This window comes from Sphingomonas sp. 7/4-4 (assembly GCF_027941955.1).
In the GTDB taxonomy this organism is placed as follows: domain Bacteria; phylum Pseudomonadota; class Alphaproteobacteria; order Sphingomonadales; family Sphingomonadaceae; genus Sphingomonas.
Genome location: NZ_CP115960.1, coordinates 2,436,934 through 2,463,624, shown reverse-complemented (window position 1 = coordinate 2,463,624; position 26,691 = coordinate 2,436,934). Strand labels below are relative to the sequence as shown.

General features: G+C 63.9%; 22 protein-coding genes and 5 pseudogenes. 8 read left to right on the top strand and 19 right to left on the bottom strand.

Annotated features, from left to right (window positions below):
• Positions 1–190: 190 nt before the first annotated feature.
• Positions 191–637 (top strand): annotated as a pseudogene (locus PIB19_RS23670) (MBL fold metallo-hydrolase); the annotation flags it as partial.
• Positions 638–768: 131 nt separating this feature from the next.
• Entirely contained in the window at positions 769–1,125 is a 357-nt protein-coding gene (locus tag PIB19_RS23665; protein WP_443018746.1) for a hypothetical protein, read from the top strand.
• A 267-nt stretch (positions 1,126–1,392) separates the two neighbouring features.
• Here PIB19_RS23665 and PIB19_RS12370 read toward each other — a convergent pair whose 3' ends face one another.
• From PIB19_RS12370 to PIB19_RS12360, 3 genes are read right to left on the bottom strand one after another with little or no spacing between them, the layout of a single operon-like run.
• A complete protein-coding gene (locus PIB19_RS12370; RefSeq protein ID WP_271237602.1) occupies positions 1,393–2,028 on the bottom strand; it encodes an SDR family NAD(P)-dependent oxidoreductase in 636 nt (211 codons plus the stop codon).
• On the bottom strand, positions 2,006–2,353 hold the full coding sequence (locus PIB19_RS12365) for a hypothetical protein (protein WP_271237601.1): 348 nt from the start codon (positions 2,351–2,353) through the stop codon (positions 2,006–2,008). The genes PIB19_RS12370 and PIB19_RS12365 overlap by 23 nt, the downstream gene beginning before the upstream one ends.
• Positions 2,350–3,210 carry an RHS repeat domain-containing protein gene (locus PIB19_RS12360; protein ID WP_271237600.1) on the bottom strand — a complete coding sequence of 287 codons (861 nt, stop codon included), beginning with the start codon at positions 3,208–3,210 and terminating at the stop codon, positions 2,350–2,352. Before PIB19_RS12360 ends, PIB19_RS12365 begins: the two co-directional genes overlap by 4 nt.
• A 657-nt stretch (positions 3,211–3,867) precedes the next feature.
• Here PIB19_RS12360 and PIB19_RS12355 point away from each other — a divergent pair.
• The 3 genes from PIB19_RS12355 to PIB19_RS12345 are packed head-to-tail and all read left to right on the top strand — an operon-like array spanning position 3,868 to position 6,324.
• Positions 3,868–4,278 carry a hypothetical protein gene (locus PIB19_RS12355; protein WP_271237599.1) on the top strand — a complete coding sequence of 137 codons (411 nt, stop codon included), beginning with the start codon at positions 3,868–3,870 and terminating at the stop codon, positions 4,276–4,278.
• A gap of 41 nt (positions 4,279–4,319) precedes the next feature.
• Positions 4,320–4,955 (top strand): hypothetical protein, encoded by a 636-nt coding sequence (locus PIB19_RS12350; RefSeq protein WP_271237598.1) that lies wholly within the window; start codon positions 4,320–4,322, stop codon positions 4,953–4,955.
• Positions 4,956–4,968: 13 nt separating this feature from the next.
• A complete protein-coding gene (locus tag PIB19_RS12345; protein ID WP_271237597.1) occupies positions 4,969–6,324 on the top strand; it encodes a S8 family serine peptidase in 1,356 nt (451 codons plus the stop codon).
• 789 nt (positions 6,325–7,113) lie between these two features.
• Here the strand turns inward: PIB19_RS12345 and PIB19_RS12340 are convergent.
• Complete coding sequence (locus PIB19_RS12340) at positions 7,114–7,302, bottom strand: hypothetical protein (RefSeq protein ID WP_271237596.1); 189 nt, start codon at positions 7,300–7,302, stop codon at positions 7,114–7,116.
• Here PIB19_RS12340 and PIB19_RS12335 point away from each other — a divergent pair.
• Entirely contained in the window at positions 7,301–8,494 is a 1,194-nt protein-coding gene (locus PIB19_RS12335; RefSeq protein ID WP_271237595.1) for a sensor histidine kinase, read from the top strand. The genes PIB19_RS12340 and PIB19_RS12335 overlap by 2 nt on opposite strands.
• A pseudogene (locus tag PIB19_RS12330) lies at positions 8,484–9,223 on the top strand (LytR/AlgR family response regulator transcription factor). The gene PIB19_RS12335 and the pseudogene PIB19_RS12330 overlap by 11 nt, the downstream one beginning before the upstream one ends.
• Positions 9,224–9,229: 6 nt before the next feature.
• Here PIB19_RS12330 and PIB19_RS12325 read toward each other — a convergent pair.
• The 7 genes and pseudogenes from PIB19_RS12325 to PIB19_RS12295 form a co-directional block, all read right to left on the bottom strand.
• Entirely contained in the window at positions 9,230–9,598 is a 369-nt protein-coding gene (locus PIB19_RS12325; RefSeq protein WP_271237594.1) for a UrcA family protein, read from the bottom strand.
• A gap of 572 nt (positions 9,599–10,170) precedes the next feature.
• Positions 10,171–11,757, bottom strand: a complete 1,587-nt coding sequence (locus tag PIB19_RS12320) for a TonB-dependent receptor domain-containing protein (RefSeq protein WP_271237593.1) — start codon at positions 11,755–11,757, stop codon at positions 10,171–10,173.
• Positions 11,758–11,813: 56 nt separating this feature from the next.
• A pseudogene (locus PIB19_RS12315) lies at positions 11,814–13,112 on the bottom strand (TonB-dependent receptor plug domain-containing protein); the annotation flags it as partial.
• Positions 13,113–13,484: 372 nt separating this feature from the next.
• Positions 13,485–14,021: a DUF4982 domain-containing protein gene (locus PIB19_RS12310; RefSeq protein ID WP_271237592.1), complete on the bottom strand. Its 537-nt coding sequence runs from the start codon at positions 14,019–14,021 to the stop codon at positions 13,485–13,487.
• Entirely contained in the window at positions 14,018–14,668 is a 651-nt protein-coding gene (locus PIB19_RS12305) for a hypothetical protein (RefSeq protein WP_271240976.1), read from the bottom strand. The genes PIB19_RS12310 and PIB19_RS12305 overlap by 4 nt, the downstream gene beginning before the upstream one ends.
• On the bottom strand, positions 14,554–15,183 hold the full coding sequence (locus tag PIB19_RS12300) for a glycoside hydrolase family 2 TIM barrel-domain containing protein (RefSeq protein ID WP_271237591.1): 630 nt from the start codon (positions 15,181–15,183) through the stop codon (positions 14,554–14,556). The genes PIB19_RS12305 and PIB19_RS12300 overlap by 115 nt, the downstream gene beginning before the upstream one ends.
• On the bottom strand, positions 15,180–16,169 hold the full coding sequence (locus PIB19_RS12295; protein WP_271237590.1) for a sugar-binding domain-containing protein: 990 nt from the start codon (positions 16,167–16,169) through the stop codon (positions 15,180–15,182). Before PIB19_RS12295 ends, PIB19_RS12300 begins: the two co-directional genes overlap by 4 nt.
• Positions 16,170–16,593: 424 nt before the next feature.
• Here PIB19_RS12295 and PIB19_RS12290 point away from each other — a divergent pair, with 424 nt between their 5' ends.
• Positions 16,594–16,860: a GlsB/YeaQ/YmgE family stress response membrane protein gene (locus PIB19_RS12290; protein WP_271237589.1), complete on the top strand. Its 267-nt coding sequence runs from the start codon at positions 16,594–16,596 to the stop codon at positions 16,858–16,860.
• Positions 16,861–17,370: 510 nt separating this feature from the next.
• Here the strand turns inward: PIB19_RS12290 and PIB19_RS12285 are convergent.
• The 8 genes and pseudogenes from PIB19_RS12285 to PIB19_RS23070 all read right to left on the bottom strand — a co-directional run.
• Positions 17,371–20,958: an autotransporter family protein gene (locus PIB19_RS12285; RefSeq protein ID WP_271237588.1), complete on the bottom strand. Its 3,588-nt coding sequence runs from the start codon at positions 20,956–20,958 to the stop codon at positions 17,371–17,373.
• A 518-nt stretch (positions 20,959–21,476) separates the two neighbouring features.
• Positions 21,477–21,602 carry a hypothetical protein gene (locus PIB19_RS12280; protein ID WP_271237587.1) on the bottom strand — a complete coding sequence of 42 codons (126 nt, stop codon included), beginning with the start codon at positions 21,600–21,602 and terminating at the stop codon, positions 21,477–21,479.
• Between the two features lie 185 nt (positions 21,603–21,787).
• The gene (locus PIB19_RS12275) at positions 21,788–22,903 is read right to left on the bottom strand and encodes an alpha/beta hydrolase (RefSeq protein ID WP_271237586.1); all 1,116 of its coding nucleotides are present in this window, start codon (positions 22,901–22,903) and stop codon (positions 21,788–21,790) included.
• A pseudogene (locus PIB19_RS12270) lies at positions 22,900–24,010 on the bottom strand (MFS transporter). Before PIB19_RS12270 ends, PIB19_RS12275 begins: the two are co-directional and overlap by 4 nt.
• 274 nt (positions 24,011–24,284) lie before the next feature.
• Positions 24,285–25,193 (bottom strand): LysR family transcriptional regulator, encoded by a 909-nt coding sequence (locus tag PIB19_RS12265; protein ID WP_271237585.1) that lies wholly within the window; start codon positions 25,191–25,193, stop codon positions 24,285–24,287.
• 367 nt (positions 25,194–25,560) lie between these two features.
• Positions 25,561–26,157 (bottom strand): tyrosine-type recombinase/integrase, encoded by a 597-nt coding sequence (locus PIB19_RS12260; protein ID WP_271237584.1) that lies wholly within the window; start codon positions 26,155–26,157, stop codon positions 25,561–25,563.
• Positions 26,073–26,534 carry a hypothetical protein gene (locus tag PIB19_RS12255; protein ID WP_271237583.1) on the bottom strand — a complete coding sequence of 154 codons (462 nt, stop codon included), beginning with the start codon at positions 26,532–26,534 and terminating at the stop codon, positions 26,073–26,075. Before PIB19_RS12255 ends, PIB19_RS12260 begins: the two co-directional genes overlap by 85 nt.
• Before the next feature lie 9 nt (positions 26,535–26,543).
• Positions 26,544–26,642 (bottom strand): annotated as a pseudogene (locus PIB19_RS23070) (Arm DNA-binding domain-containing protein); the annotation flags it as partial.
• Between the last annotated feature and the right edge of the window lie 49 nt (positions 26,643–26,691).

The following is a 26,691-nucleotide window of genomic DNA, read 5'->3' as shown; positions in this document are numbered from 1 at the left end:
CGGGCGCTGTCTTGCAAGCGTTCGTATCCCGGCGGCGCGAAGCGACCGGCGAGCTCCGTCAGTGTCGCTCGCACAAGATGCACGCGGCCAAGGGCGCGATCGACCTGTTGGCCCGCTACCCTGCTGAGACTGCGGCGATTGGCATGATGTTACGTTTGCCGAAATAGGTAATACCCCATATGCCAAGCCTATGGACCTGTTCGCCTCGTTTCACACCGCCCGCCGCCTGGCCGCCAGGCGTCGTTCCATTGCTCTGATCGGTGCGGCATTTCTGCCTGGCGCTGCGCCTCCCGCGCTCGAGGTACCCCGGTTTGCGCACTGGATCGACGGCGTGACGGCGAACGAACCCGAGATGCAGGTCCAGATGGTCGATGCGGACACGTTCGTCATTCGCCAGTCGGTCGAAACCAACTTCGAGGCACCCTTCCTCTATTTACTGTTCGGCAAGGATCGCGCTCTGTTGATCGACACCGGCGCAGGGGGACTCAAGATCCGCCCCACCATCGACCGGATAATTGACGAATGGCGGGCGAAGCACGGCGACCACCCGCTTCACCTCGTCGTTGCGCACTCGCACGGCCATGGCGATCATCATGCGGGTGACAATGAGTTTCGTGATCGACCCGACACCGACGTCGTGGGCGTCGCATCGGAAGACGTCGCAGCCTTCTTTCACATCACGAACTGGCCGGACGGTATCGCCCGCTTCGATCTCGGCGGGCGCGTTCTCGACATCATCCCGACCCCGGCCACCAGCCGGCGCACATCATGGTCTATGATGCGCGCACGCAACTGCTGTTCTCGGGCGACATGCTCTACCCGGGAAGGCTCTACGTACCGCGCGACAAGTTCGGCGAGTTCCGCGCGAGCGCCGACCGGCTCGCCGCCTTCGCGGCCACCCATCCGATCTCGCGCGCTGCTCGGGGCACATATCGAGATGACCGCCACGCCCGGGCAGGACTATCCGATGAAGGCAGCGACGCATCCCTCGGAGCATCCGCTCCCGCTCCCGCCCTCGGCGATCGGGGAACTCCAGCACGCGGTTGCAAAGATGGGTTCGGCGCCGATGGTCGATCGGCACGCCGATTTCATCGTCTACCCGCTTCCGCCACGACCCCCTCCTAAGGCAGCGGATCTCGCACAGAGCCATCAATCCAATTTTCCCTTGAAAGCCCGCCAGGTCGGCCCGCCATCGAACTGTCCACGCCATTAAGCGCAGCCGGCAGATCGGGACACACGATCATGTGGAGTAGCATCCGGGCGAAGCGCGTCCTCCGCCAGCTCCAGATCCTGCCTCTTATCCTGGCAGCCTCGCCCGGTTCTAACCTTTTCGCCGTACTGTCGGCCGCAGGTTGAGCAGCCGACAGACCCACTTTCTGAGGTGGCGGGCGCTCAGGCGAGCGCACCTCCATCGACATTGAGGACGGCGCCGGTGATCAGGCTCGCCGCCGGGCTAGCCAGGAAGACCACGGCGGCAGCGACTTCGCGCGGCTCACCAAATCGACCCAGCGAAGTGAGCGCTCTCTGAAAATCGGCACCCTCACCATCTGCAGGGTTCGCGTCCGTATCGGTCGATCCCGGCTGAACGAGGTTCACGGTGATTCCGTTCGGCCCGAGCTCGCGAGAGAGGCCTCGGGTGAGGGAGGTTAGTGCCGCTTTGGACATCGCGTAAGCGGTCGCGCCCGGGAACGGCACCCTCTCCCCTAGACCCGATCCGATGGAGACGATGCGGCCTCCCTCGGAGAGATGAGGGATCACAGCTTTTGCGAAAAGCACTGGCGCGCGAACGTTGACGTCCATCAGCCTCTGATAGTCGTCCAGGTCGATATCGGCGATCAGTCCGGCCAGCGCGATCGCGGCGCTGTTGACCAGGATGTCGACGCCCCCGAGCGCCGCAACTGCTTGCTCCACCGCGCGGGTTATGGCGTCCGGATCGGCGCTGTCGGCCTGGATCGCGACTGCCCGGCGGCCCGCGCCCTCGACTGACTTGGAAACTGCCTGAGCTTTACGACTGGTCCGCAGTGCCATAAGCGGTCTGTACCTTGGTGACCTGATCCACGGCATCATAGGTTATTTTGGTAATGCGGTCCGGCCCATTGGCCGCCGTCGTTTGTGGTACGCACGCTGCAGTCTGCGAGATCCATTGCGCCGGATCCATCCGTTCCGCGACGCAATCCACGCGGCCAAGCGTGTCGTAGCTCGTCTGGGTCAGCGAATAGGTCGTGCCGCCCGACTTCGCTTCCTGCTGCACGACGCGAGCATTGGCATCATAGGTGGTGACGGATTGTTGCAACGAGGAGAAGCCGGTCCAGGCGCCGTCGGATTGATCGGTCACCGTACCGACTTCAGTCACCGTGACCTTGCCGTCGCCGTCATATGTTGTCCTCTGAGCTCTAGGAAGGAGTCCGCCGGAACCATCGGGATCGGGGCTGACGACGCCGACAACGCGTCGCGCGGCGTCATAGCGCATGCGCGTCGTATCGGCCGCTCCGGGAGTGGGCCATCGACGGTTATCTGATTGCCAACCGGATCATGGGAATATGCGACCGTGGCGCTCAGCGAGTTGTCACCTGCGCTCTTTGTTTTCGAGACCGGGAGCAGGTTGTTGGCAACGCCGGCCGTTTGAGGGCCGTAATCGACCGCTGTCCTGATCTCGTCGGCGGTGCTGGTGCAACTCGCGAGCGTCTGGCAGGTCGAGCTACCTGTCTGCAGGTAGATCGGCGTTCCTGAGGCCACGATCGAACCAGTGCTATCCTTGTAATATGCTTGCAATGAAGTGTAGCTGAAGCGCGTCTGTGGACGTATCGCTCCTGAGCTGGCCGCTGGCGCAGTGACCGTCAGCAATCCTCCATGGGTCGCGTCGTAGGCGAAATTCGTCTCATTGTTCTTCGCGTCCCGCGTCCAGTTTGGCTGATTGCAGGTGACCGCGTTCGTACAGGTCGCGTCACATCCGGCGGATGTCACGATATTCGCGAGACCGCTGCCCGGCTTGGCAACCGATGTCTTCTGCGTGACGTTCCCGCGGCCATCGTAGGTGAAAATGTCGTAATTACCCTCCGGATAGGTGACCTGCGTCACTCGACCGAAGCTGTCCGGCTGGTACACGGTTTGCCGGTTCAAGGCGTCGGTGACGCTTGTCACCGAGCCCGTAGTGGTATTTGCCACCGTCGTTCGGATCGTGCCGTTGGGCCCCGTCAAAACTCCCGTCATCGTCGTTCCGCATCTCGTCTTCCTTGCCACAAGCGTCGAGCCGGTCAGCAAGTGCGACGTTGAATCGAGCTACAAAGCCCCAACGCGAGTCGACGATCGGCCATTGGTGCCCGGGCGCGTATTCTGGCCGAAGGAGGACTGTTCCGCTTTGAGCCCGCGCCGCCGCTGGAGCTGTCATGGCCGCTACAAGCGCAGACAACGCTGCGAACTGCAGGATCACATACAGGTTGGATCGACGAATTCCGAGCTTCACCATACGCACCATCCTGAAACAAAAGTTTACAGGCACGGACCAGGCGGCACGGGGCTAAGCGAACGGAAACAACACATTCGGATATCGAATCAACCACAAGAACGGTGATTCGGCAAGCCGGAAGACACGCCCAACTCCAGGGTAACGCAAGCGTGGTTTGAAATAGTCCGCTTTGGATGTAAAATGACCGTCCATCGCGAACGTTAAGCTGACGAGATTCGGCGCACAAAAAACCGGAATAGGGTAGGAGAGTTATACCATTTAGTCCGAATGTGCATCGTGAGCTTGCCTTAAGCACATTCTCGTGGTGGAGGCTATCAATCCAATGCGGCGCAGATCATTATCGTAATTGCAATAATTTTTCCAAGCGCCTAGGTTGAGCCGCTTTGTCCGGGGGATAAACCATGAAATTCGGGACGCGACGTGCCTTCGCATCGTCGACCATTTCTCTGCTGCTGCTGAGCGGCTGCACCACCTTTAGTTTCGCGCCACCTACGGTGCAGACAGACTATAAAGTCAATAAATCTCAGGCCGTATGTGCACCCCAGGCTGCGTCGACCGACGAGATTACGCATGATTTCAGAGGCGCACGCAACCTGATCGACAATTTCACCACCGCCTATCGGTGCAGTGTTGCCGAAGCGGCAGATGGCCGCCAGATCTTTGAGGTGCCTTCGTTCCTTGCGCTGATAACAGCGGCGCTCGGGCCGACGTTCGGCCTACGTGATGATGGGCGCATCGCCGCCGTAGCCTCTGCAGCTGTCCTAGGTCGCGCAAATAGCTATTATGCTCCACGGGAGAAGCTCCCGCTCTAGATGCAGCACTTGATGCCGTATTGTGCGTCAAGACGGAGACGGTGGGTGTCGCCTTCTTCGACACCCGTCAGGGCGATGCCGAGTCAGTGCGCGCGGCGGTGACCCAAACACAGCAGCAGATCACAGGCATGAAGCTAACGCTTGCGGCACTTGAGGCAAAACGCGCGACGGCCGTTGGCCAGCTCAAAGCACTTGCATCAACGGTCGACGCGTCATCGCCGGCGCGCACGGCGCTGATAGCCGAACTCACCACGACCGAAGCCGCGATCAGGGCGACGGTCGACGAGCTGACGAAGCTGGAAAGTGCGCTCGCGTTGATCGTCGATCCCGCCACCCGTATTGCTGCCGCAGCACCGCTTGGAATAGCGGGCGTGACTGACGGACCGGTTGTAGTAAGTGCGCACGAGCAATATTTTGAGATGGTATCCGGCGCTTTACTCTCGATCGAGCGCGTGCTTGCCGCGCGCCTCAAATCGATGGGCAAGTATGACGCGGGTGGGTTGCAAGCGGAGATCGCCAAGACGATCGAGGACATGAGGGCTGCCGACGCCAAGCTTCGGCCCGTGCGCACGCTCGCGAGATTGGCTGATGCCGACCAGATCGACGAGGTTCAACTGCGCGTCGCCGCGATCCAGCCACGACTGCAGGGATGTGTCCTTCGCGCCAAACTCGGTTGACCGGGAGCTGCCGATGGTGGAACTGATCGTAGTTTATAGCGAAGGCGCGGCGGCACCTGCCATCCCCGGAAAACAAGCGACCGAAATCGTGGGCGTTTTCGGTGGAGATTTGACACCAATTTTCGCGGACGCCGAGAAAGCGGAGTTGATCGGCGATGCCGAGCACCGCGATGCAGCCCGCTATGCCTCTGCGTTACTTGATGCCGAAACCGCCGAGGAGGTCGCTGCGCGGGTCCGTACGCTTCCCGAGGTCGAGGCTGCCTATCTCCGTCATCAGCCAGAGAATCCCGTCGCGCCCTGGGATGACCGCGATCAGCTGTTAGTGGCCGCCGATTTGGCTGTTGCTGTGGGAATCCCCGATTTCAGGGCGCTGCAAGGGTATCTGGCGCCCGCGCCGGCGGGCATCGCGGCGGCCGCGGCTTGGCAAACACCGGGCGGTGACGGCGAGCGCGTCAACATTATTGATATCGAGGGCGGCTGGTGCCTGAACCACGTCGACCTGCAACCGAACGGCGGGCTGCTTGGGGGTACCGCACTTCCCGGGCCCGCTTGGCGCGATCATGGTACGGCTGTGCTCGGCACCATGGCAGGCACCGACGATAATACCGGTGTCACGGGAATCGCGCCGGCTGCACGTGTCGCGGCCGTCTCGCACGGCGGGATCGGTGCGTCGCGCGCGATCGAGCAGGCCGCCCAGCGCCTCGCGCCAGGTGACCTGATGGTGCTAGAGATGCACGAAGCCGGTCCACGGTTCGACTTCACGCGCCGACTGGATCAGCGCGGCTATATTGCGATGGAATGGTGGCCAGACATTTTCATTGCGATCCGGCGTGCCGTTGCGCTTGGGATAATTGTGATCGAGGCGGCTGGTAATGGCGCCGAGAATCTCGACGACGTGCTTTACGATACCCCGCACCCGGAATTTCCTTCGACATGGCGCAATCCCTTCGGTGGCACTCATGACTCGGGCGCAATCTTGGTAGGCGCGGGCGCGCCGCCCAATGGATTGTTCGGTCCCGATCGATCGCGGCTGGACTTTTCCAACTACGGCTCCCGGCTGGATTGTCAGGGCTGGGGCCGCAGCGTGGTGACTACCGGCTACGGGGACCTGTTCGGTGCACCGAACGAAGAGCAACTATTTACGGCGCGTTTTTCCGGGACTTCCAGTGCAACTCCGATCGTCGCCGGCGCACTTGCGTGTCTGCAAGGGGCGCTGAAGCGGAGTGGCCGCTTATTGGTACCGGAGTCCGCGCGCGCGATTTTACGTGCCACCGGCTCACCCCAGCAGGATGGCCTGGCCGGACCAGCCACCCAGCGCATCGGACCGCGCCCTGATCTTGCAGAAGCTTTTTCGCAGCTCAACTTGTGAGGAGCTGTGCCGGGGGCCGTCGTCGTGAAGCTGGCGCGTTCCGTACTCGTCAATGACGGTCGGGTTGCGCGGAAATGGAGGCGGTGACGAGGATCGGCGTCACTCGTCAGAATGTCAGCAAGAGCTGATCCTCGGCATCGGTGGGTGCTGTCCGGAACCTTGAACGGGCGAGCTGCGGGCTTGAGCGCACGAATCTCCACGGTCGTAAGCATGGTGGGGCCACGCCTCCTGCTAATGTTCGTGGCCCCTTTTGGCGGGGCCTTAGCGGAACATAGTGAGAAATCGTAGGACCAGCAGGTGCCATTTTACCGCAGATTTCTGCGGTTTTCTACCATGTTCTCAATATGTACTGGTGCCGCTTTCGGGCAGCGGCGCGACGATGCTGAATGACCGACTTTGCCTATATCGGATTGGCGCTCCAAAAGGGCCGGGCCGAAATCTCCGACGGGCTTTCGAGCCGCCTCGATAGAGCAGCGGCTGTCGGGTATAAATGTCCGCTCTGCAACTCTGGCCAACTGAAAGCTGCCAGTCGGCTTGCGGCCCAATATCCGACGCTGGTGCCTGTGTCCGCTAAGCGCCCAATATCGGTCGCTCGTGATGATCTCGAGCACGCCTGAAAGCAGCGCGGGTTTATGTCCTCGTTCGCGTCTCGAACGAACCGGTGTTCTCGGCTTAGCGCGCCTCGTTCGTCTTTGGGATGAGCGCGAGCTTTCTGTCGAATTCCCATCCTTCGTTGGCGTGGCGAGAAATCCGCGCTCAATGCCACACGTGCACCCGCGCGGGCGGCGATCAGGCCTGCTCCGAGTATTTAGCCAATGCGCTCACAGGCTTGGGCCTTCTGCCAATTGCCGCAATGCCAAGAACCAGGATTTCTCGAAAACGCTTGTGCCCATCCGTTTCGATGAATGTTCGATAGGCTTCGATCAGCGACGTCGCGCCATCTTCTACCGCCGTCGGCCCAGCGCTATGGTCCACCATGCCTGACGAATTTGCTGCGGACCTGCACGACGAACCTGCCCTTTCGCCACGTGTCGCCTTGCTGTCGATCGTCGGTTTCTGGCTGTTCTATTGTGCCATCGTCACCTTGCGGTCGGCGGTCATTGGAAAGGCCGGCCAACTCGACATCTTGGTGAGGCACCTGGAGCTCATGGTCTTCAGCATGGGGCTCACCTACCTGCTCTATTTGGTGTTGCGCAGTGTAGCGTCGAGCTCGCTGCGGCGTGGTATGATCGTCGCGGGCCTGCTCGCTGCGCCTGCGGCATTGGCCTTTTCGGCTGCCGATTGGGTGGTGTTCGAGGTTCTGAAGTCACCTTGGACCGTGCCCGCCGACAGTGCGGACAATGCGTCTTCCGGCACGGAGCAGCCCCAGCCAGCCGGCCGGATGATGGTGCAGGTCGGGGGAACGAACGCCGACGATGCCAATATCGAAGTGATCAAGATGATCGCGGACAGCGCGGTCAACAGCTATTTCTTCTTCGTCGGCTGGGCAGCGCTCTATCTGGCGCTACGCTATGCCGCGGAAGTCGGTGCCCTGGAGCGCAAGAACGCCGCGTTCCGCGCCGCGGCGCAGGCGGCAGAGCTGCGGGCGCTGCGGTATCAGGTCAACCCGCACTTCCTGTTCAACACGCTCAACTCGCTGTCTTCGCTGGTCATGGCCGACAGACGTCCCCCCGCCGAACGCATGATCATCAATCTCTCGAGCTTCTTCCGGGCCAGCCTGGTCGGCGACCCGACCGAGGATGTGCGGCTGGAGGAGGAGATTCGGCTCCAGCGCCTCTATCTCGAGATCGAACAGGTCCGGTTTCCCGACCGGCTGCGCCTCGCCATCGATCTGCCGCACGATCTGCGCGATGCCCTCGTCCCCGGATTGATCTTGCAACCGCTGATCGAGAACGCCGTGAAATACGGCGTGTCGCGATCACGCCGGCCCGTCACGATCAGCATCCGCGCGAGCGACCGGCAGGGCATGCTCCTTCTGTCGGTGCAGGACGACGGCGAACCGGGAATGGCCGGCAAGGAGACTGTGGGAGGAACCGGTCTGGGCCTGCGCAACGTCGCCAATCGCATCGCTGCGCGGTTTGGCAGTGACGGTTACTGCCGCGTGCGCCCGCTCGATCCCGGCGGATTCCTCGTCGACCTCGCAATGCCGCTGACCTTCGATGAACGCTGAACCCGCCTTGCGCACGCTGATCGTGGACGACGAGCCGCTCGCGATCGAGCGGCTGGTCATGCTTTGCGCGCACGTCCCCAGCCTCTCGCTCGTGGGAACAGCGTCCGACGGCGAGATCGCGCTACGACTGGCGAAGGCGCTGTCGCCCGACCTCGTTCTTCTCGATATCGCCATGCCGCAAGTGGACGGCATGGGTGTGGCGAAGGCGCTCTCCATCGGAGAGCAGCCGCCTGCCATCGTCTTTTGTACAGCCTTCGACGGCTTTGCCCTGGCGGCATTCGATGTCGCCGCAGTCGACTATCTGCTGAAGCCGGTGACGTCCGAAGGATTGGTCCGAGCGATTGCGCGTGCGCGCAGGAAGATCGGCACCCCGAACACCGCGCCACCGTGCAGTCCGATCGGATCGAGGAATTCTGGGTTCCGTATCGTTCGGAAATGGTGCGCATCGCGGCGATCGATGTCGATCGCATCGACGCGATGCGCGATTACATGTCCCTGCAGGTCGGGTCGCGCAGTTTTCTGCTCCACCAGACGCTCGGCGACCTCGAGCGCCGGCTGGACCCGGCCAGGTTCATTCGCGTCCACCGCTCGACGATCGTCAGACGCGACTTCATCGCCAAACTCCGCCACGACGGACTCGGGATCTGGTACGCGATCCTGGCCAATGGAGCCGATGTCCGGATCGGCCGTTCCTATCTCGCGACGGTAAAGGCCTTGGCCGGCCGGTAAGTCCCCTTACCGCGATGACGCTCGAGCGTGCGGTCGAACCGGGGCATCGGTCGAGGCAACGCGATCATCACGCGCGCTCGAAGCCAATGTAGCAATCTTTGCATCTGCTTCGCGCGCCGCAGTCGTGCGGCAGCGCGCGATCTCGGTTGGCGGCAATAGACCAACGCGCGGATAGCCGCCGCAAACACGTTCCGCCGCGCGGCGGATACGCGCTTGTGCCGTCCTGAAACCCGCGTCGGTCGAAAGGTCGAGGTCGTGCGTGGAGACAACGGTCTTGTCCGATTGCTTCATGGCAATCCCGACCGTAGCCGCCTCGGCGAAATGGGACGAACCCACAAAGGCGAGCGACAACAGTCCCAAATGTACGATACGCATCACATTGTTCCCATGCTGTTCGGGCCATCAATCGCCCTTGGAGAAGGGCGACGACCGATGGATATTCGATCGGGCCGCAGGAGCGGCGCGCTCTTCGATCAACAGGAGGGTCCGTTCTATCAATCGCTACGGCGGACGATGAACGATAAATACGGGTCGACGAGCGACTACCAACGAAAGACTAGGCGGCGTCGGCATAAGGGTTGGCCGCCGTCAGAATCGTTTCGCTAGCCGATTGAGGACTCAATCGGCGCCCACCAAGCCGCCCGCCCCCCGAACGCGGCTATCGCACCCGTCGCTGTCAAAAGCGGACATTCCGCTAACGGCCCACTTCCGGTCTATTGCCTGGCTGCTATGTACCCATTTGCGGTCACCGGGATAGCCGCTGTGGAATCGTCCTAGGTCCGCCCGGTGGTTATCGCGAGAAAAGCTGATGTCATGGGCGACCTCATCAACCTTCACGATACACGCACATTTGGTGATACGCCGCGCCTAAAAACGAGCCGCCTTTCGGCGGCTCCAGGATGGACAGATCAGGCGAGGGGACTCACCCGATCTTCGGGGAGGCGGAACTAGAACCGGCCACGAATGCCCACTAGGACAGTCCGGCCGGGATTATATTCGTTGAACGTCGCATTCTCGAACTGGAAGTAGCTGCTCTGCGCTTCCTTGGTGATGTTGATGACGTTCAATACCAACGTCGGCAGGTACTTCTGGCCGAAGATCTTGCCGAGATCGACGCTCCCGGAGAAATCGAGCTGGGTATAGTCCCGTCCGAAGATCGCGGCTGCCGGAATGCCGTTCTGGTTCGTGCCCGAACCTTGCGACCCTTCATTGTAGGTGTAGGTGAGCCGGGCCGAGAGCCCGTTGTCTTCATAATAGCCGGTCAGAGTATAAGTCGTCGGTGCCACGCCGATCGCCACCGCGGGCGCGCCGGCGCCTTCGCCCTTCTGGTCAATGAGTGTGAGATTGCCCTGGAAACCGAAGCCACGGACACCCGCCCAGCTGGTAAGGAAATCTAGCGGCTGGGTGATCTGGAACTCGAGGCCGTTGACCTTGAGCTTGCCGTCCGAATTTACCTGTTGCTGGACGACTACTGGCACGTCGTTGAGGGAGCCGCCGTTGGCGCGGGTGGCCAGCGCATCCCTCTGCGCCTGGGTGAGCGAGTCGACCGTGATCCCGTATTGGTTGAAGAAGGAGAACGGTACGGTGCGCAGGCCATTCACGGTGAAGCCCGTGATCGACTTGCGGAATGCGGCGAACGCAATCACGCCTTCGCCGCCGGTATAATATTCGAAACCGAGATCGATATTGGTCGAGATGTACGGATCGAGATCCGGATTGCCGACCGTGCCGGTGTCGGCCGATGGCTGCACGAAGCTCGCCCCGGGAAGCATCGCGTTCGGATCCGGGCGAGTCATCGTGCGCGAGACCGATCCACGCACTACCGCCTTGCCACCGAAATCGAGCGCGACGCTCGCTGAAGGCAGGAACTTCGAATAGAGCGTCGTCGTCGTCGGGAAAGTGACGGTGTTGGGGTAACGACCGCCATCCGCGATGGTGGAGTTGCGCCCGTCGGGGACGCTGACCCGGCCGCCGATGATCTGCTCGGTCCGGACGTAGCGAAGGCCGGCATTCAGCCGCAGTGTGTTCGGGCCGACATCGACGACGCCGTTCGCTTCGGCGAACGTACCTGTTACCTTCTCCCGGATCAGGCCGCCATTGGCGCCGCTGCTGCCGCTGCCGGTCTCGTCGGCGTCAGCCAGCAGGGCATCATAGTTGGTAGCCGCCTTGAACTTGTTCCAGTCGACGGTGATGAAGCCGTTGCTTCCAGGCATCAGATAGCCTGGCACCGCAGCCGTGGGAATCAGAGAGCCGGCATAGCTGATCGGCGGGCTGCCCGCCGTGAAATTGGTGCCGTAGCCGGGGAAGGTGGGGAAGCCGACGGGCGTCGCGGCGCCCGGCTGGTTGAGGCCGGTACAGGGCGTAGTGCCTGTGTTGGGCGCCGGCAGACTGACGTTCGGACCGTTACCGCAGATCGCGTTCTGCCACACAGCGGTGTTGTCGAACGGCGTGATCCGCCGACGCGTGTCGTCGTACGCCGCGCCGACACGGACGCTGAATCGCGCAGCATCGCCGAACAACAGGCTGCCGCGCACCCCTTGGTTTCGGTCTCGCGTTCCTCGCCATTCAGATTGACGCGGCCGCCGCCCGCCCAGCCGAAATTCGCGGGATTGTTGAGATCGACATTCGCAGTGACGACGGGCCTGAGCCCATCGTTGACATAGGTCGCCGTCACGCCGCTGCTCGGCGGCGTGATCACTAGAACGGTCGGGCTTTCGCGGCGGAAATTGCTCTTGGTGTAGTTCGCCTGGATGTCGCCCTTGATCCAGTCATTGACGATGAAGTCCAGCCCGGGATTGACGCCCCAATAGTCCTGGGTGTCCTTGTACGGGCGGTATTCGAGGAAGAACTGCGCATTCGCATAGGTCCCGCTCGTGACTACGCAGCCGGTGGTGCAATCGGTGCGGTCATAGGTCGTGTTGAGCGGAATTGCCGCGCCGTTGCGGCCGACCCAATTCAGCGCGGTGCGCGTGAATTCGGTATCGCGCTTGCCGTACATTCCATCGACATAGAAATGCAGGGAGTCGCTGGGCCGCCACTCGAGCGACGCGAGATAACTCTGGCGCTCGCGCGAGCCCACCTCGGTGCGCGGGCGGCTGAGGCGGGGGATCAGGCCGTTGTCGATCTGATCGATCGTCGCGCCGGGATTGTTGGCGAGGAGAAATGCCTGGTTGATCACGGCGCCGGTGGTGAGGCCGTTGCCGGCGTTCGCGGGAACCGTTGCCGGGATGCTGAAATTGCCACCGCCCGTGGCGTTCAACGTGCCACTGGTGCGCTGGGCGGCGGACAGATTGGGATTCGTCCAGCCGATCGTCTCATAGCCGTCGATCCGGAATTCGGACTTGGAAACGGAGACGCCCGCCAGAATACCGAAATTGCCGAAGGTGGTGCTCGCCAGCAGGTGGCCGCGATAGCCCCATTTATCCGCGGAACTGACCTTTGATCCCTGAAGCGAATAGCTCACATAGGTATTCGGATTGTCGAACGGCCTTGCCGATCGCAGGTTCACGGTTCCCGCCGCGCCGCCTTCAATCTGGCTGGCAACGGGTGATTTGCTGACGGTGAGCTGGGTGAACAATTCGGTGGGAAGGAGATCGAGGTCCACCTCCCGGTTGGTGCTCTGCGCGTCGAAACGCACCGAGGCGACCGCTACCGGCGCGCCATTCAGCAGCACCCGGGTGAAGTTCGTACCCAGACCGCGGATCGCGACATTGGTGCCTTCACCCGTAACTTCGCGACTGATCGTGACGCCGGGAATGCGGTTTACCGATTCCGCGATATTGGTGTCCGGAAACTTGCCGATATCCTCGGCGAAGATCGTGTCCGTGAAGCCTATCGAATTGCGCTTGGCATTGGTCTGGCTCTCGAGCGAAGCGCGATAACCGGACACGACGATGTCGTCGTTGCCCGTCGCGGACGGATCGGTGGGAACCTGATCGGCGGAGTCGGTTTGAGTCGGAGCCGTCTGGCCGGCACCCTGCGCCTGGCTTGCAGGCTCGTTTGTGCTGCTGCTCGCTGGCGGGGGACTGCAGTCTGCGCCGCTGCGACGGCCGGCAGGGCGAGGCCGGACACCGCCGCAGCGCCCAGAAGCGCACGGCGAACTAATTCAATACGAGAAACCATTCTCAATCCTCCCCAATGGTCCCTGCTTTGCAGGTGACGGCTCAAGTTGTGGTAGCGCTAACGTCAGGCATAAGATTCATGACGTCTCATGTCAATCTTGTCTGAGTTAAGCCCGCTAGGGCTGCCGCAAGGCGCGGGGCTAGCGAGCCGTCAGCGTGATCGTTCCGTGGGCCAGGCCGTCGGATTGCGCTCCAACGGTGATCGCTCCCTTCGCACCCGGCCGGGCGCGGACGATCGCCAGCGCTAGTCCGTTGAAGGCGGGCCTTGTCGCCGACGGGAACGGAATGAAGCTGGTCGGGTCGCCGTTGTCGGTGGCGATCAATTCTCCCGGCCCGGACACGGTGAAGCGGATGGTGTTCGAAGCGGTTGGCGTCGTGCGGCCCTTGGCGTCCTGAACACGCACCGTCACAAATACGAGGTCACGGCCGTCGCCCGCGATCCGGCTTCGGTCGGTGTCGACCGAGAGCGCGGCGGCCGCGCCGGTCGTCGTGACGGTCTGCGTCGCCCAGGGTTGCCCCTGTTTCCAGGTCACGACCTTCACCTCACCCGGTTCGTAGACGGTATAGTCCCAGCGGAAGCGATAGGCGAAAGGGGCGCGCTTTTGCTTGCCCTGCGACTTGCCGTTGATGAACAGCTCCGCCTCGTCGGCCGACGTGAAGACATGGACCGGAGTCACCTGGCCCTCGCGGCCGGGCCAACTCCAGTGCGGCAGGATGTGTGCGAACTTGAGATCGGGCCGCCATCGCGACTGATAGAGCCAGAACCGATCCTTCGGGAACCCGGCAAGGTCCACGATGCCCGAATAGAGCTGCGCGCGCCATAATAAGGCGTAGGTTCGCCGAGATAGTCGAAGCCCGTCCAGACGAACTCGCCGGCGACGGTCGGGTTCTGGTCCATCGCGGCGAACTCGCGATCGGGCGAGGACCCGAAATCGGCAGCGTGGAGCTCATAGGCGCTCACCTGCTGGCGTGCGGGGTCGCCGCCCGAACCGGGCCGGACGGGGCCACTGATGCTGCCTGATACCGGGAAGAGAAATTCGCCGCGGCTGCTCAGTGTCGAAGCGCTCTCCGATTCGAACAGGATCTTGTCCGGAAATTTCTCGGCAAAAGGCCGGTATTGCGGCGGCAGGGAGCGGACGCCGGCGCCCTGATAATTGATCCCGATGGCGTCGACCGTCGCCGGCAGCGGCATTTCGGGCCGGGCATAGTTCATCGATGTCGTGGTCTGGCGTGTGGGATCTTCCTCGCGAACGATCGCCACCAGCCAACGGGCCACCTTGGCGCCTTCCTCGCCGGTATATTGTTCGCCCACTTCGTTGCCGATGCTCCACATGATGATCGAGGGATGGTTGCGATCGCGGCGCAACATGGCGCGCAGGTCCTGCTCCCCCAGTCCTTGAAGATTAGGTGGAAATCGAGCGGCGTCTTCTTGCGCTCCCAGGAGTCGAACACTTCGTCGATGACAACGAACCCCATCCGGTCGGCCAGATCGAGCAGCTCGGGGGCGGGAGGGTTATGGCTCATGCGCAGCGCATTGACGCCCATCTCGCGCAGGATCTCGAGCTGGCGCTCGGCCGCCCGGACGTTGAACGCGGCGCCCAATGCGCCCAAGTCGTGGTGATTATTGACGCCCTGTATCTTCACCTTCTCGCCGTTGACGACCAGTCCTTCGCGGCCGTTCATCATGATCGTGCGGATGCCGAACGGGGTTTCGTAGGTGTCGACCACGCGACCCGTGGCGCGGACCGTCGAGACCGCGACATACAGGTTCGGCCGCTGCGTTGGCGCCGGCCCCCACAGGCGCGGATCGGCGACATCGCCCTCTCCCTTCAGGATCACGGCGTTGCCCCTCCCACGGTCGCGCTGCCAAGAGCGAAACGCGCGACGGGGCTGCCGATGCGCCGGCCGTCGGCGCCGGCGACGTAGATCTCGGTGGCGGCCGAAACCGGCATGGCGGCGGCGCCATCGTTAGCGACGGTCAGTCGATGCATGATCGTGGCCGCGGCCTTCGACACCAGCGGCGTGGTGACAATGCTGCCCCAATGCGCGACATGGACTCGATTGGTCTTGACCAGCCAGACGTCCCGGTAGAGCCCGCCGCCGGGATACCAGCGGGCGGATTCCGGCGGATTGTCGAGACGGATCGCCAGCTGATTGGGCCCGCCGAACGACACATAGGGCGTGAGATCGAGCCGCCAGCCATTATAGCCATAGGGCCAACCGCCGACGAGCCGGCCATTGAGCCAGACGGTCGCGTACGACATGGCGCCGTCGACATCGAGAAAGATCGATCGCCCGCGATCGGAGGCCGGGATCGTCAGCGCCTTCCGGTACCAGCCGATGCCCCAGCTGGGCAGGCGGCCCATTCCTCCATAAGGGCCGGTTTCCAGAAACGGTCCCGCGATGGCCCAGTCGTGTGGAAGCGTCACGCGCTGCCATTTGCTGTCGTCGAAGCCCTGCTGCACGAACGAAACGTCGCTACCCGGGTCTCCTGCGGGCCGGACGTGCCGCCGAGCGGGATCGGCGATGAAGCCATTGCCGGTCGGCAAGATCCAGGGCTTGAGCACCCGCGCGTCTGCGGTGGCAATCTCGGCCGCTGCTTCGGGCGGCGCATCCGCGACGCGACCGTCCGCGCTCTTTTCGACGCTCGGCCGGACGTCATAGCGCAGATCGGTCCTGACGCCCGTCGGATCGCCCTTGGTGAAGCGCCAGTTCTCGCTGATGCGAATGCGTTCGCGCTGTGCCTGCGCCATGTCGGGCACAGACGCTGCGAGGAGCGCGGCGACTGCGAGGCACGACTTTGCGATATGGCTGAAGCTGATCATGATCATTCCTCCGGCCGGCAGGCGTCAAATGGTTTGCGGTGCCGCGGTCATAGGTCGCTCCTTTTGGCTCCGGTAGCGTTATCTTTTTGTCGACCGGCGGCACTCACGACGACGGTGAGGCGACTGCCCTGCGCCCGTTTGCCGCCGTTTAGTGGGATCGAGCCGCAGCACGAAAGCAGTCGTTCATCCCGCCCGGCGATCGGCACCACCGTTGGAAAGGCAGCGGCGAAGGCACGGCGGCAACTGAGTGGCTTGTCGGCGCGAGTGGTTCGCGTGCGCTAGTCCTGTTTGCTACCGCTACGCGGATGGGCAGGCAGCGCGCATACACATGTGTTGATGATCGGCGCGTCGGCAAGCGTTGCGGCTGCGGAACAAAGTCGATCTCTGCGGATTCCTCTTCCTGTCCAAGACAGGGAGAGTTGTAATGGGTTGGATCATCGCACTGATCGTGGGCGGTATCGCCGGCTGGCTTGCCAGCATGGTGATGGGCCGCAATGCCTCTATGGGCATTTTCCTCAACATTGTCGTCGGCTGTGTGGGCTCGGTTATCGGCAATTGGCTGTCCGGTCCCCTCTTCGGCGTGCGGGGAAGTGTGCAGGAATTCTCGCTGACCGGCCTCATCATCGCCTTCGTCGGCGCCGTGGTGCTGCTCGGAATCTTCAATCTGATCCAGCGGAAGAGCATTCGGTGAGTCGAGGTCGCCCGGTTAGCCGCTCTTCAACGCCCATGCGCTGGTATACCAAATAAGGATGGCGTGGGCCGGGCGCCGATTTCCGCAGCGATTGTTCGTTGACGGAAGCATTGCGGCGGTAGCCGCCCCGGCGCGAATTGCTGTCCGTTGCCGGGGCGACGACCGGCCCTAGGCAGCCTTCGATGAACTGAATCGATATGGCCTGGAAAGCTTAGCCGAATTCTGAAGACCGTGTACTTCAACGCCGTCTCGAATGAGACGCCGGGGCGCTCGGTGCTCTCGTCCAGTTCTTGCGTCCCGGCTACACGCGAGCCCGTACCGGATGGTCCGAGGGTACGAAGACGGAGCGTATCTGCTGCAGACACGCCAAGGCCGGCTGAGCAGTTCGCTCAGGACGCTGAGGACGTTGTCGGCTCACCACTGGTGGTGAGCACGACGCAGCCATCACAGGAGTTCGGAGAAGGGCGGATTGACGAATGCGAGCCGCCCCGACCACGCGTTGTTGAGACCTCAGAACCGGAAGGTCAGCGCCGCGCTGGCGCTATGGTCGAGGTTCCGGCGCGAGACCGCGGCGCGATAATCGAGGTTCACTTCCAGCCGTTCGCCGATCGCCGCTGCGATGCCGAGGCCGCCGACGAAGCCGTCCTCCGCGATCGGCAGGCCGACGCTCTCGAAGCGGGCGCCGTCGAGCATCATCGTGATGCCGGGGACACGATCGCCGAACACGTGCTGCCAGCCCACGGTGCCGTGCAGCGAGAGCTTGCCGCCGCCGACCGGCAGTGCCGTTTCGCCGCGCAGGCCCAGAGTCGCGTAATTGGTGGCCATAGTGCCGTGGGCGAGCGCGAGTGCCGCGGTGCCGCCGCGCTCCTGCCCCTGTTCGACGTCGAGCGCGACATGCGCGATGTTCGCGAAGGGTTCGAACGCGCCGCCGCTCAGTTCGAGGCGCCAGGCGACCTCGGCAAAGGCCTGCGCGGTAGTGGCGCCGTAATCGGCGTGCATCTGTTCCGCGAGCCCGCCGCTGCCGATCCCGCGCCGGGTCGCGACGTCCTGCCAGCTGAACACCACGCCGGTGCGCACGGCGAAGGCGCCGAACCGTGCCCCGGCATAGAGACCGGTGTGATAGCTATCGACATCGGCGTCGCCGCTACCGCGCAGATCGGCATGGTGATAGCCGCCGAACACGCCCAGCCGGACGTCACCGCCGGGTGTTTGCGCCTCGATTCCGGCGAGCCCACCCGCTGCCGAGCGCTCGAGCCGCGCGGCGTTGCCGTCGCTGCCATAATGGCCCCAGTCGCCGATCGCCTGACCCCAGGCCGATATTCCGGGTTGCCCGAGCGGCGCGCGCATCCGGGCAAGCGCGGTGTCGCGGGTCAGGCGGCTGTCCTCGACCAAGGCAGTGCGCAGCGAGGCGTGGAAATCGCCCGCGACGCTGTCGAAAGCGAGCCGGGCATTCTCCGCGTCGGCGACGACGACGGCGTCGTACAGCGGCCCGGCGACCATGGTCTGCAGCGCCGCGCCCACTGCGCGCTGGTTCTCGCTCAAGGCGACGTCCTGGAAGCGGACATCGTTACGGTCGAGCGTAAGCCTGACCGCCGACAATGTGTAGTCGAGCCGCGGGGTGAGGAAGGCATAGGAAGACGAGACGCCGTCGAACTGCCCCTCGATTCCGCCGTCGGCGATGAGGATCGTGTAGGTGGCGGAGGGCCGGTAATTGCCGCTACTGCCGATATGGAAGACCGAACCCGCGAGATGCGCGACGCCCTCGACGAAGACCAGGTCGGAGAGCACGCCCGAGGGATCAGCGTCGACTTCGAAGCGCCCGCCGGGTTCGAAGGTCAAGTCGCCGAGGACCCTCATCGAAGTGGTCGGCCCGCCATCGGGCGCCCCCGGGCTCGGTCGCGGCGAGAGCGTTCCGCCGCGCTTCACGATCAGCGAGCCGACCCAGCCGTCGCCGGACAGCATTGCCTTGTCCTCGACGATGACATCGCCGGCCAGCGTGCCGTCAATCAGCAGCTCGCCGCCGGCGACCCGGGTAGTGCCTTCGAAGGTGCGCGAATGGCCGGTCAGCACCAGCATGCCGTTACCAGTCTTGGTCAGCCGGCCGTCGCCGCGGAACAAGGTGCCCATCGAAACATCGGCCGGCGTATCCAGCTGGAGTTCGCCGCCGCCGAGCAACGTGGTGACTTCGCTCTTGTAGCGATCGGCCTGGGCGACCAGCCGGCCTTCCTCGACGGTCCAGTCGAGGCGGCCTCTCTTCGCGAGGGTGAGCACACCGCTGCCGCGCTTGATCATGTCGCCCGAACGCCCGTTCAGGCCGACGATCATATGGCCGAAAGTGGCGTTTTCGCGCTGGTCGAACACCGTGGTGCCGGCGTTGAGCAAGGTGTTGCGGATCGAGGCGGTGTTGCCGATCAGCGTCCCGCCCTCGACCTCGGTCGGACCGGTGTAACTGTTGGCGCCGGAGAGGATCAGCGTGCCGGCATCGGCCTTGACGAGGCGGGTATGGCCGGAGATCGGCGCGGCGATCTCGGCGACCATCGTCGGTGCCCATTCGCTGCCGTCGCCGACGCGGAATATCGTGCGCTCGTTGCCCGCGAGGCGCAGACCGCTTCCCGAGAGCGTATAGCCGGTGACGGCGAACTGCATCCCGCCGGTCTGGATCGCGCCTGCATTGCCGGCGTCGATCACCACTTGCCCGCCGTGCCCCTCGAACACCGAAAAGGCGGTCCCGATGCTGGTCTGGTTCTTCCTGCCGTCGCTATCGGTCCAGCCGGCGAGGTCGCGGCGCCACACGCCGGGGCCGCCATCGACAATTCCGTTGTTGAAGCGCGTCGGATCGCTGCCGTCCCAGAATTGCATCGGGCTGCCGCCGATCTCGGACACCAGATCGACCGACCAGGGGACCGAGGTTCGGATCGAGACCAAAGAGCGCTCCTGCCCGGTGGGCAGGCTGCCGATTGCGAGGCCGTTGTCGGTGAGCGCGCCGGAATAGGAAATCAGCCGATAGATGCCCGCGCCGATCGGACCGATACCGGCGATGTTGAGCGTGCCGTCGAGCGTCAGATCGCCATCGACCTGGAACAGCTGCGGCGTGCCGACCGTGCCCAGCCGCGCGTCGATCACTGCGCTGGGATGGAACGCGAGCGAGGCCAGCTTCAGCGTCTCGTCGGGCGTGCCGATCAGCCGCCCGCCCGCACCGACGGTGACATCTCCGACCGTGCCGCTGCCGCCCAGCCGCCCACCCGCGCCGACATGCAGCGATCCGCCCAGCGCGCCCTCGACGCGCAGCATTGTGTCCTGCACCAGGCTGTGGCCGGTAAAGCCGCCCGAATTGGCGGCGAGCACAAGCAGGCCCTTGCCGGCGGCGTCGAACCGGCCGGCGCCCGACAAGGCGTAGCGATAGGTCGAAGTGACACCGGCGACATCGCCCGAGCTGAGCGTCAGCCGGGCGCCATTGGACACCTGGATATTGCCGCCGAACCCCTCGGCCCGGGCGATCAGGCCGCCTTGCTCGACATTCCAGTCGAGCTGGCTGCCCCCGGCCAGCGTGAGAGTGCCCGCACCGCGCTTGGTCATCAGCCCCCAGATGCTGGCCAGGCCGCTGACGCTGCCTTGAAAAATGTCGTCGAACGCCTGGTCGAAGATTACATGGCCGCCATTGTCCAGATTGCCGCGGATCGAGCGCGTGTCGCCGATCAGCGTGCCCCCATCGACGCGCGTGCCGCCGGTATAGCTGTTGTCGCCGGTGAGGATCAGCGTGCCGAGCGCGTTGTAGAGCAGGCCGCTGGCGCCGGTAATTTCGCTGTCGATCCGCGCGGTCATGCCGTCGCCGGTGCGGATCGATGTGAAGGGGCCGCCATCGAGCCGCAGCCGGCCGCCGGTGAGGCGGTAGCCGTCCGTCGCGAACAGCATCGAGCTGATCGCCAGGATGCCCTGACTGTCGTCGATTGTCACGGTGCCCGGAGCACCCTGGAACACGGCAAAAGCGGGTACCGGCTGCATCGGGCCGTTGATCGCGCCAGCGGAATCGGTCCAGTTCGGCGCGATCGCGCTCCACGTGCCGGAGCCGCCGTCGATCACGCCGTTCTGATGCAGCACGGGATTGCCGCCATCCCAGAAGCGAAGCGCCGGCGCCGTGGCGGTGATCTGGTCGGTAGCAGCGGACGGAGCCGGTTCGGGCGAAGGGGTGCTGCGGGAGCGACGGGCGGGGGTGATTCCGCCACCTGCGCCTGCGCCGCCCCCGATGCCAATACGGCGCCCACTCCGCAAAGCAGCATGGCGCGATAGCCACAACGGATTCTTGCCCGCCGCGCAAACGCCCCGCGTCGCCCACCTGGCCGCACAAGCGCCTCCCTGTTACGCTTTACTATGCCGGTATTCCCTCAGTGCCGGGCGGGCTTGGCAATGGTTTTGCGCCAGCACGTGAAGGCGGCGCGGGGAGACGACTTCACGGCAATCAACGGGGCGGCCGCCCAGGCACATGACCTCCGAGGTGATCCACCCAAACTGACTCGCGTCCGCTATGCGCCCGCTTGCGGACGTTCATTGCTACCGGCTATCTTCCTCAAAGCGGACCTATCGACGATTTGAAGAATGAGACGGTGCGCCGTGAAGGTTCAGTCGGCGCGCTCGATCCGAACCGTGACCGCACCCGAGCGATCGAAGATCGACAGATCGCCGGTCACTCGCCCGAGGACGATAATTCCCGGCGCAGGTACGCGGCCGCTGCGTTCTTGTGTCATTGCAGGTCCAGCTCGTGCGTCCAACTCGCGTCCTGGCGCACTGCGGCCGATTTCCATCTGCCCTGCTCTTTGTTCGGAGGAACTGATTTGCGCTCGTGCCCCCTGCGCCTGCTGCTCCGGCGAGCAGGCGAGGAGCGACGCCGGTAGGAGGAACGCTCCAATCGACTTCATCGCGATGTCCCCCTCTATGCGAGGTGCTGCCTGAAGAAGGAGGTGAGTTTGTCGAACGGGATCAGATCGATCCGGTCGTACAAGTCGACATGGCCCGCGCCCGGAACCCATACCAGTTCCTTCGGCTCCGCCGCCCGCCGGAAAGCGTCTTCGCTGAACTCGCGCGAGTGCGCCCGATCGCCTGAGATGAACAGTATCGGGCGTGGGCTGATCGTCTCGATGTCGTTGAACGGGTAGAAGTTCATGAACTTGACGTTGCTGGTCAGCGTCGGGTGGGTGGTCGTGCGCGGGGATCCGCCCTTTGGCGTGAACTCACCGCGCGGCGTGCGATAGAAGTCGTAGAACTCGCGCTGGATCGGGTCCGTATCCGCGGTCAGTTCATGCGTCGTCCCGCCGGTGTATCGGGTCTCGCCACCGGTGAACTCGGCATAGCGCTGCTCGGCGGCTTCCGCGATTATCCGCTTGCGCTGCTCGACCGACAGCGAGTGGTTGAGCGCGTTGCGGTTGGCCGCGCCCATATCGTACATGCTGACCGTCGCGATCGCTTTCAGGCGCGGATCGATCTTGGCGGCGCTGACGATGAAGCTGCCGCTGCCGCAAACGCCGATACCGCCGATCCGGTTGCGGTCCACGAACGGCTGCGTTCCGAGGAAATCGACCGCGGCGCTGAACGCCTCGGCATAGAAGTCGGGCGCTACCGCATTGCGCGGCTGGCCCTCGCTCTCGCCCCAGAAGGGCAAGTCGATCGACATCGCCGCGAAGCCCTGTTCGGCCATCTTCGTTGCGTAAAGGTTCGCGCTCTGCTCCTTCACCGCTCCCATCGGGTGGCCGATGACGAGCGCCGGGTGTCTGGCGCTTTGGTCAAGGTCGCGGGGCAGGAACAGATTCCCGGTGACCTGCATGCGATATTGGTCGCTGAACATGACCTTCCGAGAGGTCACGCGGTCGCTGGTGTAAAAGTTATTGGCTCCGTTGGACATGTCTTGGGCCTCTGCGGTTGAAAGATTGAGGAACGAGGCGCCGAGCGCCGCTGCACTTGCCCCGGTGAGGCGAAGCAGGCTTCGCCGGCTCAGATCGGCGGCAGCGGTTCGGTCGGGCTGGCGATGTTCGGTGCTGTTTTCGCTGTTCATCTGAACGCTCCGCAGGAGATGGCAGGCGCGGGATCGCGCGACCGGCGCGCTCCCGACGCACCGACAAGGGTCGAGGCGCCGAGCAGGGCGGCGCTTGCAAGGAAGGTCGCCTGATGGCCACCGGCGTCGAACAGCAGCCCGCCGCCGGCCGCGCCCAGCGTGATCGCCAGCTGGACCACGGCGACCATCAGTCCGCCACCGGCCTCGGCATCGTCGGGCAGCGTGCGGCTCAGCCAAGTCCACCAGGCGACCGGCAACGCGGTCCCGATCAGGCCCCAAAGCGCGAGCAGTGCCGCCGTGGGCAGCGGCAGCGTTCCCATGGGGATCAGCGCAAGCGCCACCACTGCCATGGCCAGCGGAGCGAGCACCAGCGTGGCGGTCAGGCTCCTGCTGACCACACGGCCGATCAGCCAGGTTCCGATGAGGCCCGCGCCACCCATGACCAGCAGAATCAGGGAGAGGAGCGACACGCTCACGCCGGTCGTGTTCTCCAGGAAGGGCCGCAGATAAGTGAACAGCGCGAATTGCCCCATGAACAGCAACGCGACTGCGATCATGCCGCGCGCGGCACCGGGCCGCCGCAGCACGCCGAGCGCGCTGGCGCTGCGCACCGTGCGATCCGAAGGCATTGAGGGAGCGTCAGCCATTGCCACGCGAAGGTGATCGCGGCGAGCGGGACGACGAGGAAGAACGCACCGCGCCAGCCGATGAACTGGCCGAGAAAGCTGCCGAGGGGGCGGCGACGGTGGTGGCCAGCGCATTGCCGCCGTTGAGCAGAGCGAGTGCGCGCGGCACCTGATCTTCGGGCACGAGACGCATGACCGTGGCAGCCGACATCGACCAGAAGCCGCCGATCACGATGCCGAGCAATGCACGCCCGATCATCAGCACGGCGAAATTGGGCGCGAAGGCGACCAACAGGCCGGATAGGAGCATGAGCACAGTGAGCCCGAGCAACAGCACACGGCGATCGATTCCGCGCGTCAGCGAAGCGATGGAGAGGCTCGTCAACACCGCGAACAGCCCGGACACCGAAATCGCCTGCCCGGCCGTGCCCTCGGTCAGATGAAGATCGGATGCAATCGGCGTCAGGATGCTGACCGGCATGAATTCCGACGCGATGAGCGTCGACACGCAAAGCGTCAGCGCCAGCACCGCGCCCCAGCCGGATCGCGGGGCGTCCGAGCTGTCGACGTGTGCAAAAATCTGTTCGATGCTGGCGCTACCGGCCATATCGCGGTCCCATCTGTCATTTGGATGGATCACGGGCAGTACCGTGATCGACAGAGGCCGATATAATCAGTGGGACGGCGGTGGATTACCCGCCCGGTCGTTGATGAAGCGATGAGCCAGGCTCATCGTTCGCGAGCCTGGAGCGCTCTTATGGTCCGAGCGGGCGCATCTCGCGGATCAGGTCGATCAGCAGGCGAAGGCCCGTCGGCAGCTGCCGGCGCCCCGAATAATAGATATGGAATCCGGACCCCGTCGAAGACCAGTCTTCCAGCACCAGGCGGAGATCGCCGCGCTCGACCAGCGGAGTCACGCAAGGCTCCGGCAGATAGGCCAGCGCGGCGCCCCCGGCCGTAAGAGCGAGTGCGAACTGGGTTTCGTCGATGGTGATCGCCCCAGGCACGTCTATTGCGAGCGTTTCCTCGCCCTTCTCGAATTCCCAGCCATAGATGCTGTCATCGCCCAGCCGAATCCGCAGGCAGCGGTGCGCGATGAGATCGCGCGGGTGTTCCGGCACACCAAAACGTTCAAGATATCCCGGCGCTCCCACCACCACCCACCGAATGTCTCTCGACAGGCGCTGCGCGATCATGTCCTCCGGGACGGTCCCGCCATAACGGATTCCCGCATCGGCGCCGGCCGCTACCACATCTACCAGATGGTTCGACACACAGACGTCGACTTCGATGTCCGGATACCGATCGACGAATGCCGGCAGGACCGGTGCGAGAAGAAGCGTTGCGGCATGCTCCAGCACATTCAGCCGGATGCGCCCGGCGGGCTCTTCCCGATAGCGATTTAGCACCTCGAGCGCCGACCCGATCGCGTCGAACGGCGCACCGATGGCTGCACGCAATTCCTCGCCCGCAGCCGTGAGCGTGACGCTCCGGCTGCTCCGGTTGAGCAGGCGAACGCCGAGGCGGGTCTCGAGGCCCTTCAACGCATGGCTCAGCGCGGAAGCGCTGACGCCCATCTCGAGACCGGCGCGCCGGAAGCTGCGATGCCTGGCGATCGCGAGGAAATAGCTGAAATCCGCCAGGTCGGTTCGGCTGATCTGCACTGAAGGAGTGTGATCGCGCCGGATCTGAAAAGCAATCAAGATGAGCGCTGCTCATCGCTATCCGAGCACCTCTCTCGACTCTGCGTCCGGCGAGACCTGACCGGTGAGACTTCCCGCCTGGCTGTGTGGAGGGGCAGCTATTGCGTCTTCCTTCCCGAAAGCGGCCATTCTGCTTCCGGCCCAAAAGATGAAATCAGGGCACCACCGATGCGCTTCGACCGATCCGTGCCCACTCGAAGGAAATGGGCCGCCTACAAGTTGCCAAGGAGAGCGAGGAAGGCGTTGCGTTTCGAACCCGGCGGTTTTCAGGAGATGACCCTGTCCATTGAGGAACTGCCTTGGTGAGAGCGGCGCGCTGACGCTGCGATCATGGATGTCGCTGAGACATCCCTAGTATCTGCACGACATGCTCGTTCCAGGCGTCGAGAGCCGCTCGTTTCTCGGGTTTCCAGTCATGCCGCTGGTAAATGGCCGCCACGCCGGAACGTGACTGGCCGACGTGGTTGAGAACCGCTTCGGTCACTTCGAACCGGACGCCCAGGCGTTGGAAGCCGGTGGCGAGTGTCCGCCGTAGGTCGTGAAGTCGCCAGGGCGGCAAGGGATCGTCCTCTCCGGCGACCAGTTTGTCCAGCTTGACCTTGCCTTTGTGGTAAGCGGTGAATCCCGCGCCCGTCGACGTCCGAAACACGCGCCCGCGCTTGGGCCAGGTTTCACCGCGTGCGAGTTGGTCTAGCTCCGCGACCGCGAGGTCGTTTAGCGGAATCGTTGTTGGCTCGCCGTTCTTCGTCCGCTCGCCGGAGAGGCGCATTTCGCGCGCCTCGCGACTCACTTCGTCCCAGTGTAGCCCGGCGATCTCTTCGCGCCGTTGGCCGGTCGCGATCAGGAGCCGGACGATCGGACCGAAGCAGCGATGTGTTTTGGGGGCGTGATTCCAGACGCGGCGCAGTTCCTCGTCCTCAACCACCGCTCGCGCAGTTTGACGGGCGGCGGGGTCTCCATGCCTTCCATAGGGCTGGAAGTGATGTCGCCGCGGCTGATCGCCCATTTGAACAGCCGCCGCATGACGGCGAACACGTTCCGCCGGTTCCCGACCTGCTCGTCTGGCATCCGGTAGAGCGCGGCGACGATATCGGCGCGCGTGATCGTCGGAAGCGGTTTGTCGCGCAGCACCGGCTTGATGTGGAGCGTGAGCGAGCGCTTCACGAGCAACTTCCAGCCTTTCCCCTTGCAACTGCCGGCAAACCGGTCGGCATAGTTGGAGAAGGCGAGATCCACCGCTTCCCGGCGGCGCTGCTTGTCCGATTCGACCGGATCGACGCCCTGCGCCACTAGCATCAGCATCCACGCCGCCTCTTCCCGGGCCATCGCTGGCGTCCAGGGCGAGCCATGACCGCCGATCGTATATCGGCGCGTCTTAGATTCCCGGCCGCCCATCCGGTACTGAACGATGTAGGAGGCTGAGCCGTTGGCCGACGTCTTGACGCCGAACCCCTTCAGA

Bases quoted from the DNA above. Each gene is read 5' to 3' on its own strand.
- PIB19_RS23665 (WP_443018746.1), top strand. From the start codon at position 769: ATGGTCTATGATGCGCGCACGCAACTGCTGTTCTCGGGCGACATGCTC.
- PIB19_RS12370 (WP_271237602.1), bottom strand. From the start codon at position 2,028: ATGGCACTGCGGACCAGTCGTAAAGCTCAGGCAGTTTCCAAGTCAGTC.
- PIB19_RS12360 (WP_271237600.1), bottom strand. From the start codon at position 3,210: ATGACGGGAGTTTTGACGGGGCCCAACGGCACGATCCGAACGACGGTG.
- PIB19_RS12355 (WP_271237599.1), top strand. From the start codon at position 3,868: ATGAAATTCGGGACGCGACGTGCCTTCGCATCGTCGACCATTTCTCTG.
- PIB19_RS12345 (WP_271237597.1), top strand. From the start codon at position 4,969: ATGGTGGAACTGATCGTAGTTTATAGCGAAGGCGCGGCGGCACCTGCC.
- PIB19_RS12335 (WP_271237595.1), top strand. From the start codon at position 7,301: ATGCCTGACGAATTTGCTGCGGACCTGCACGACGAACCTGCCCTTTCG.
- PIB19_RS12340 (WP_271237596.1), bottom strand. From the start codon at position 7,302: ATGGTGGACCATAGCGCTGGGCCGACGGCGGTAGAAGATGGCGCGACG.
- PIB19_RS12325 (WP_271237594.1), bottom strand. From the start codon at position 9,598: ATGCGTATCGTACATTTGGGACTGTTGTCGCTCGCCTTTGTGGGTTCG.
- PIB19_RS12295 (WP_271237590.1), bottom strand. From the start codon at position 16,169: ATGATCAGCTTCAGCCATATCGCAAAGTCGTGCCTCGCAGTCGCCGCG.
- PIB19_RS12290 (WP_271237589.1), top strand. From the start codon at position 16,594: ATGGGTTGGATCATCGCACTGATCGTGGGCGGTATCGCCGGCTGGCTT.
- PIB19_RS12280 (WP_271237587.1), bottom strand. From the start codon at position 21,602: ATGACACAAGAACGCAGCGGCCGCGTACCTGCGCCGGGAATTATCGTC.
- PIB19_RS12275 (WP_271237586.1), bottom strand. From the start codon at position 22,903: ATGAACAGCGAAAACAGCACCGAACATCGCCAGCCCGACCGAACCGCT.
- PIB19_RS12255 (WP_271237583.1), bottom strand. From the start codon at position 26,534: ATGCTGATGCTAGTGGCGCAGGGCGTCGATCCGGTCGAATCGGACAAG.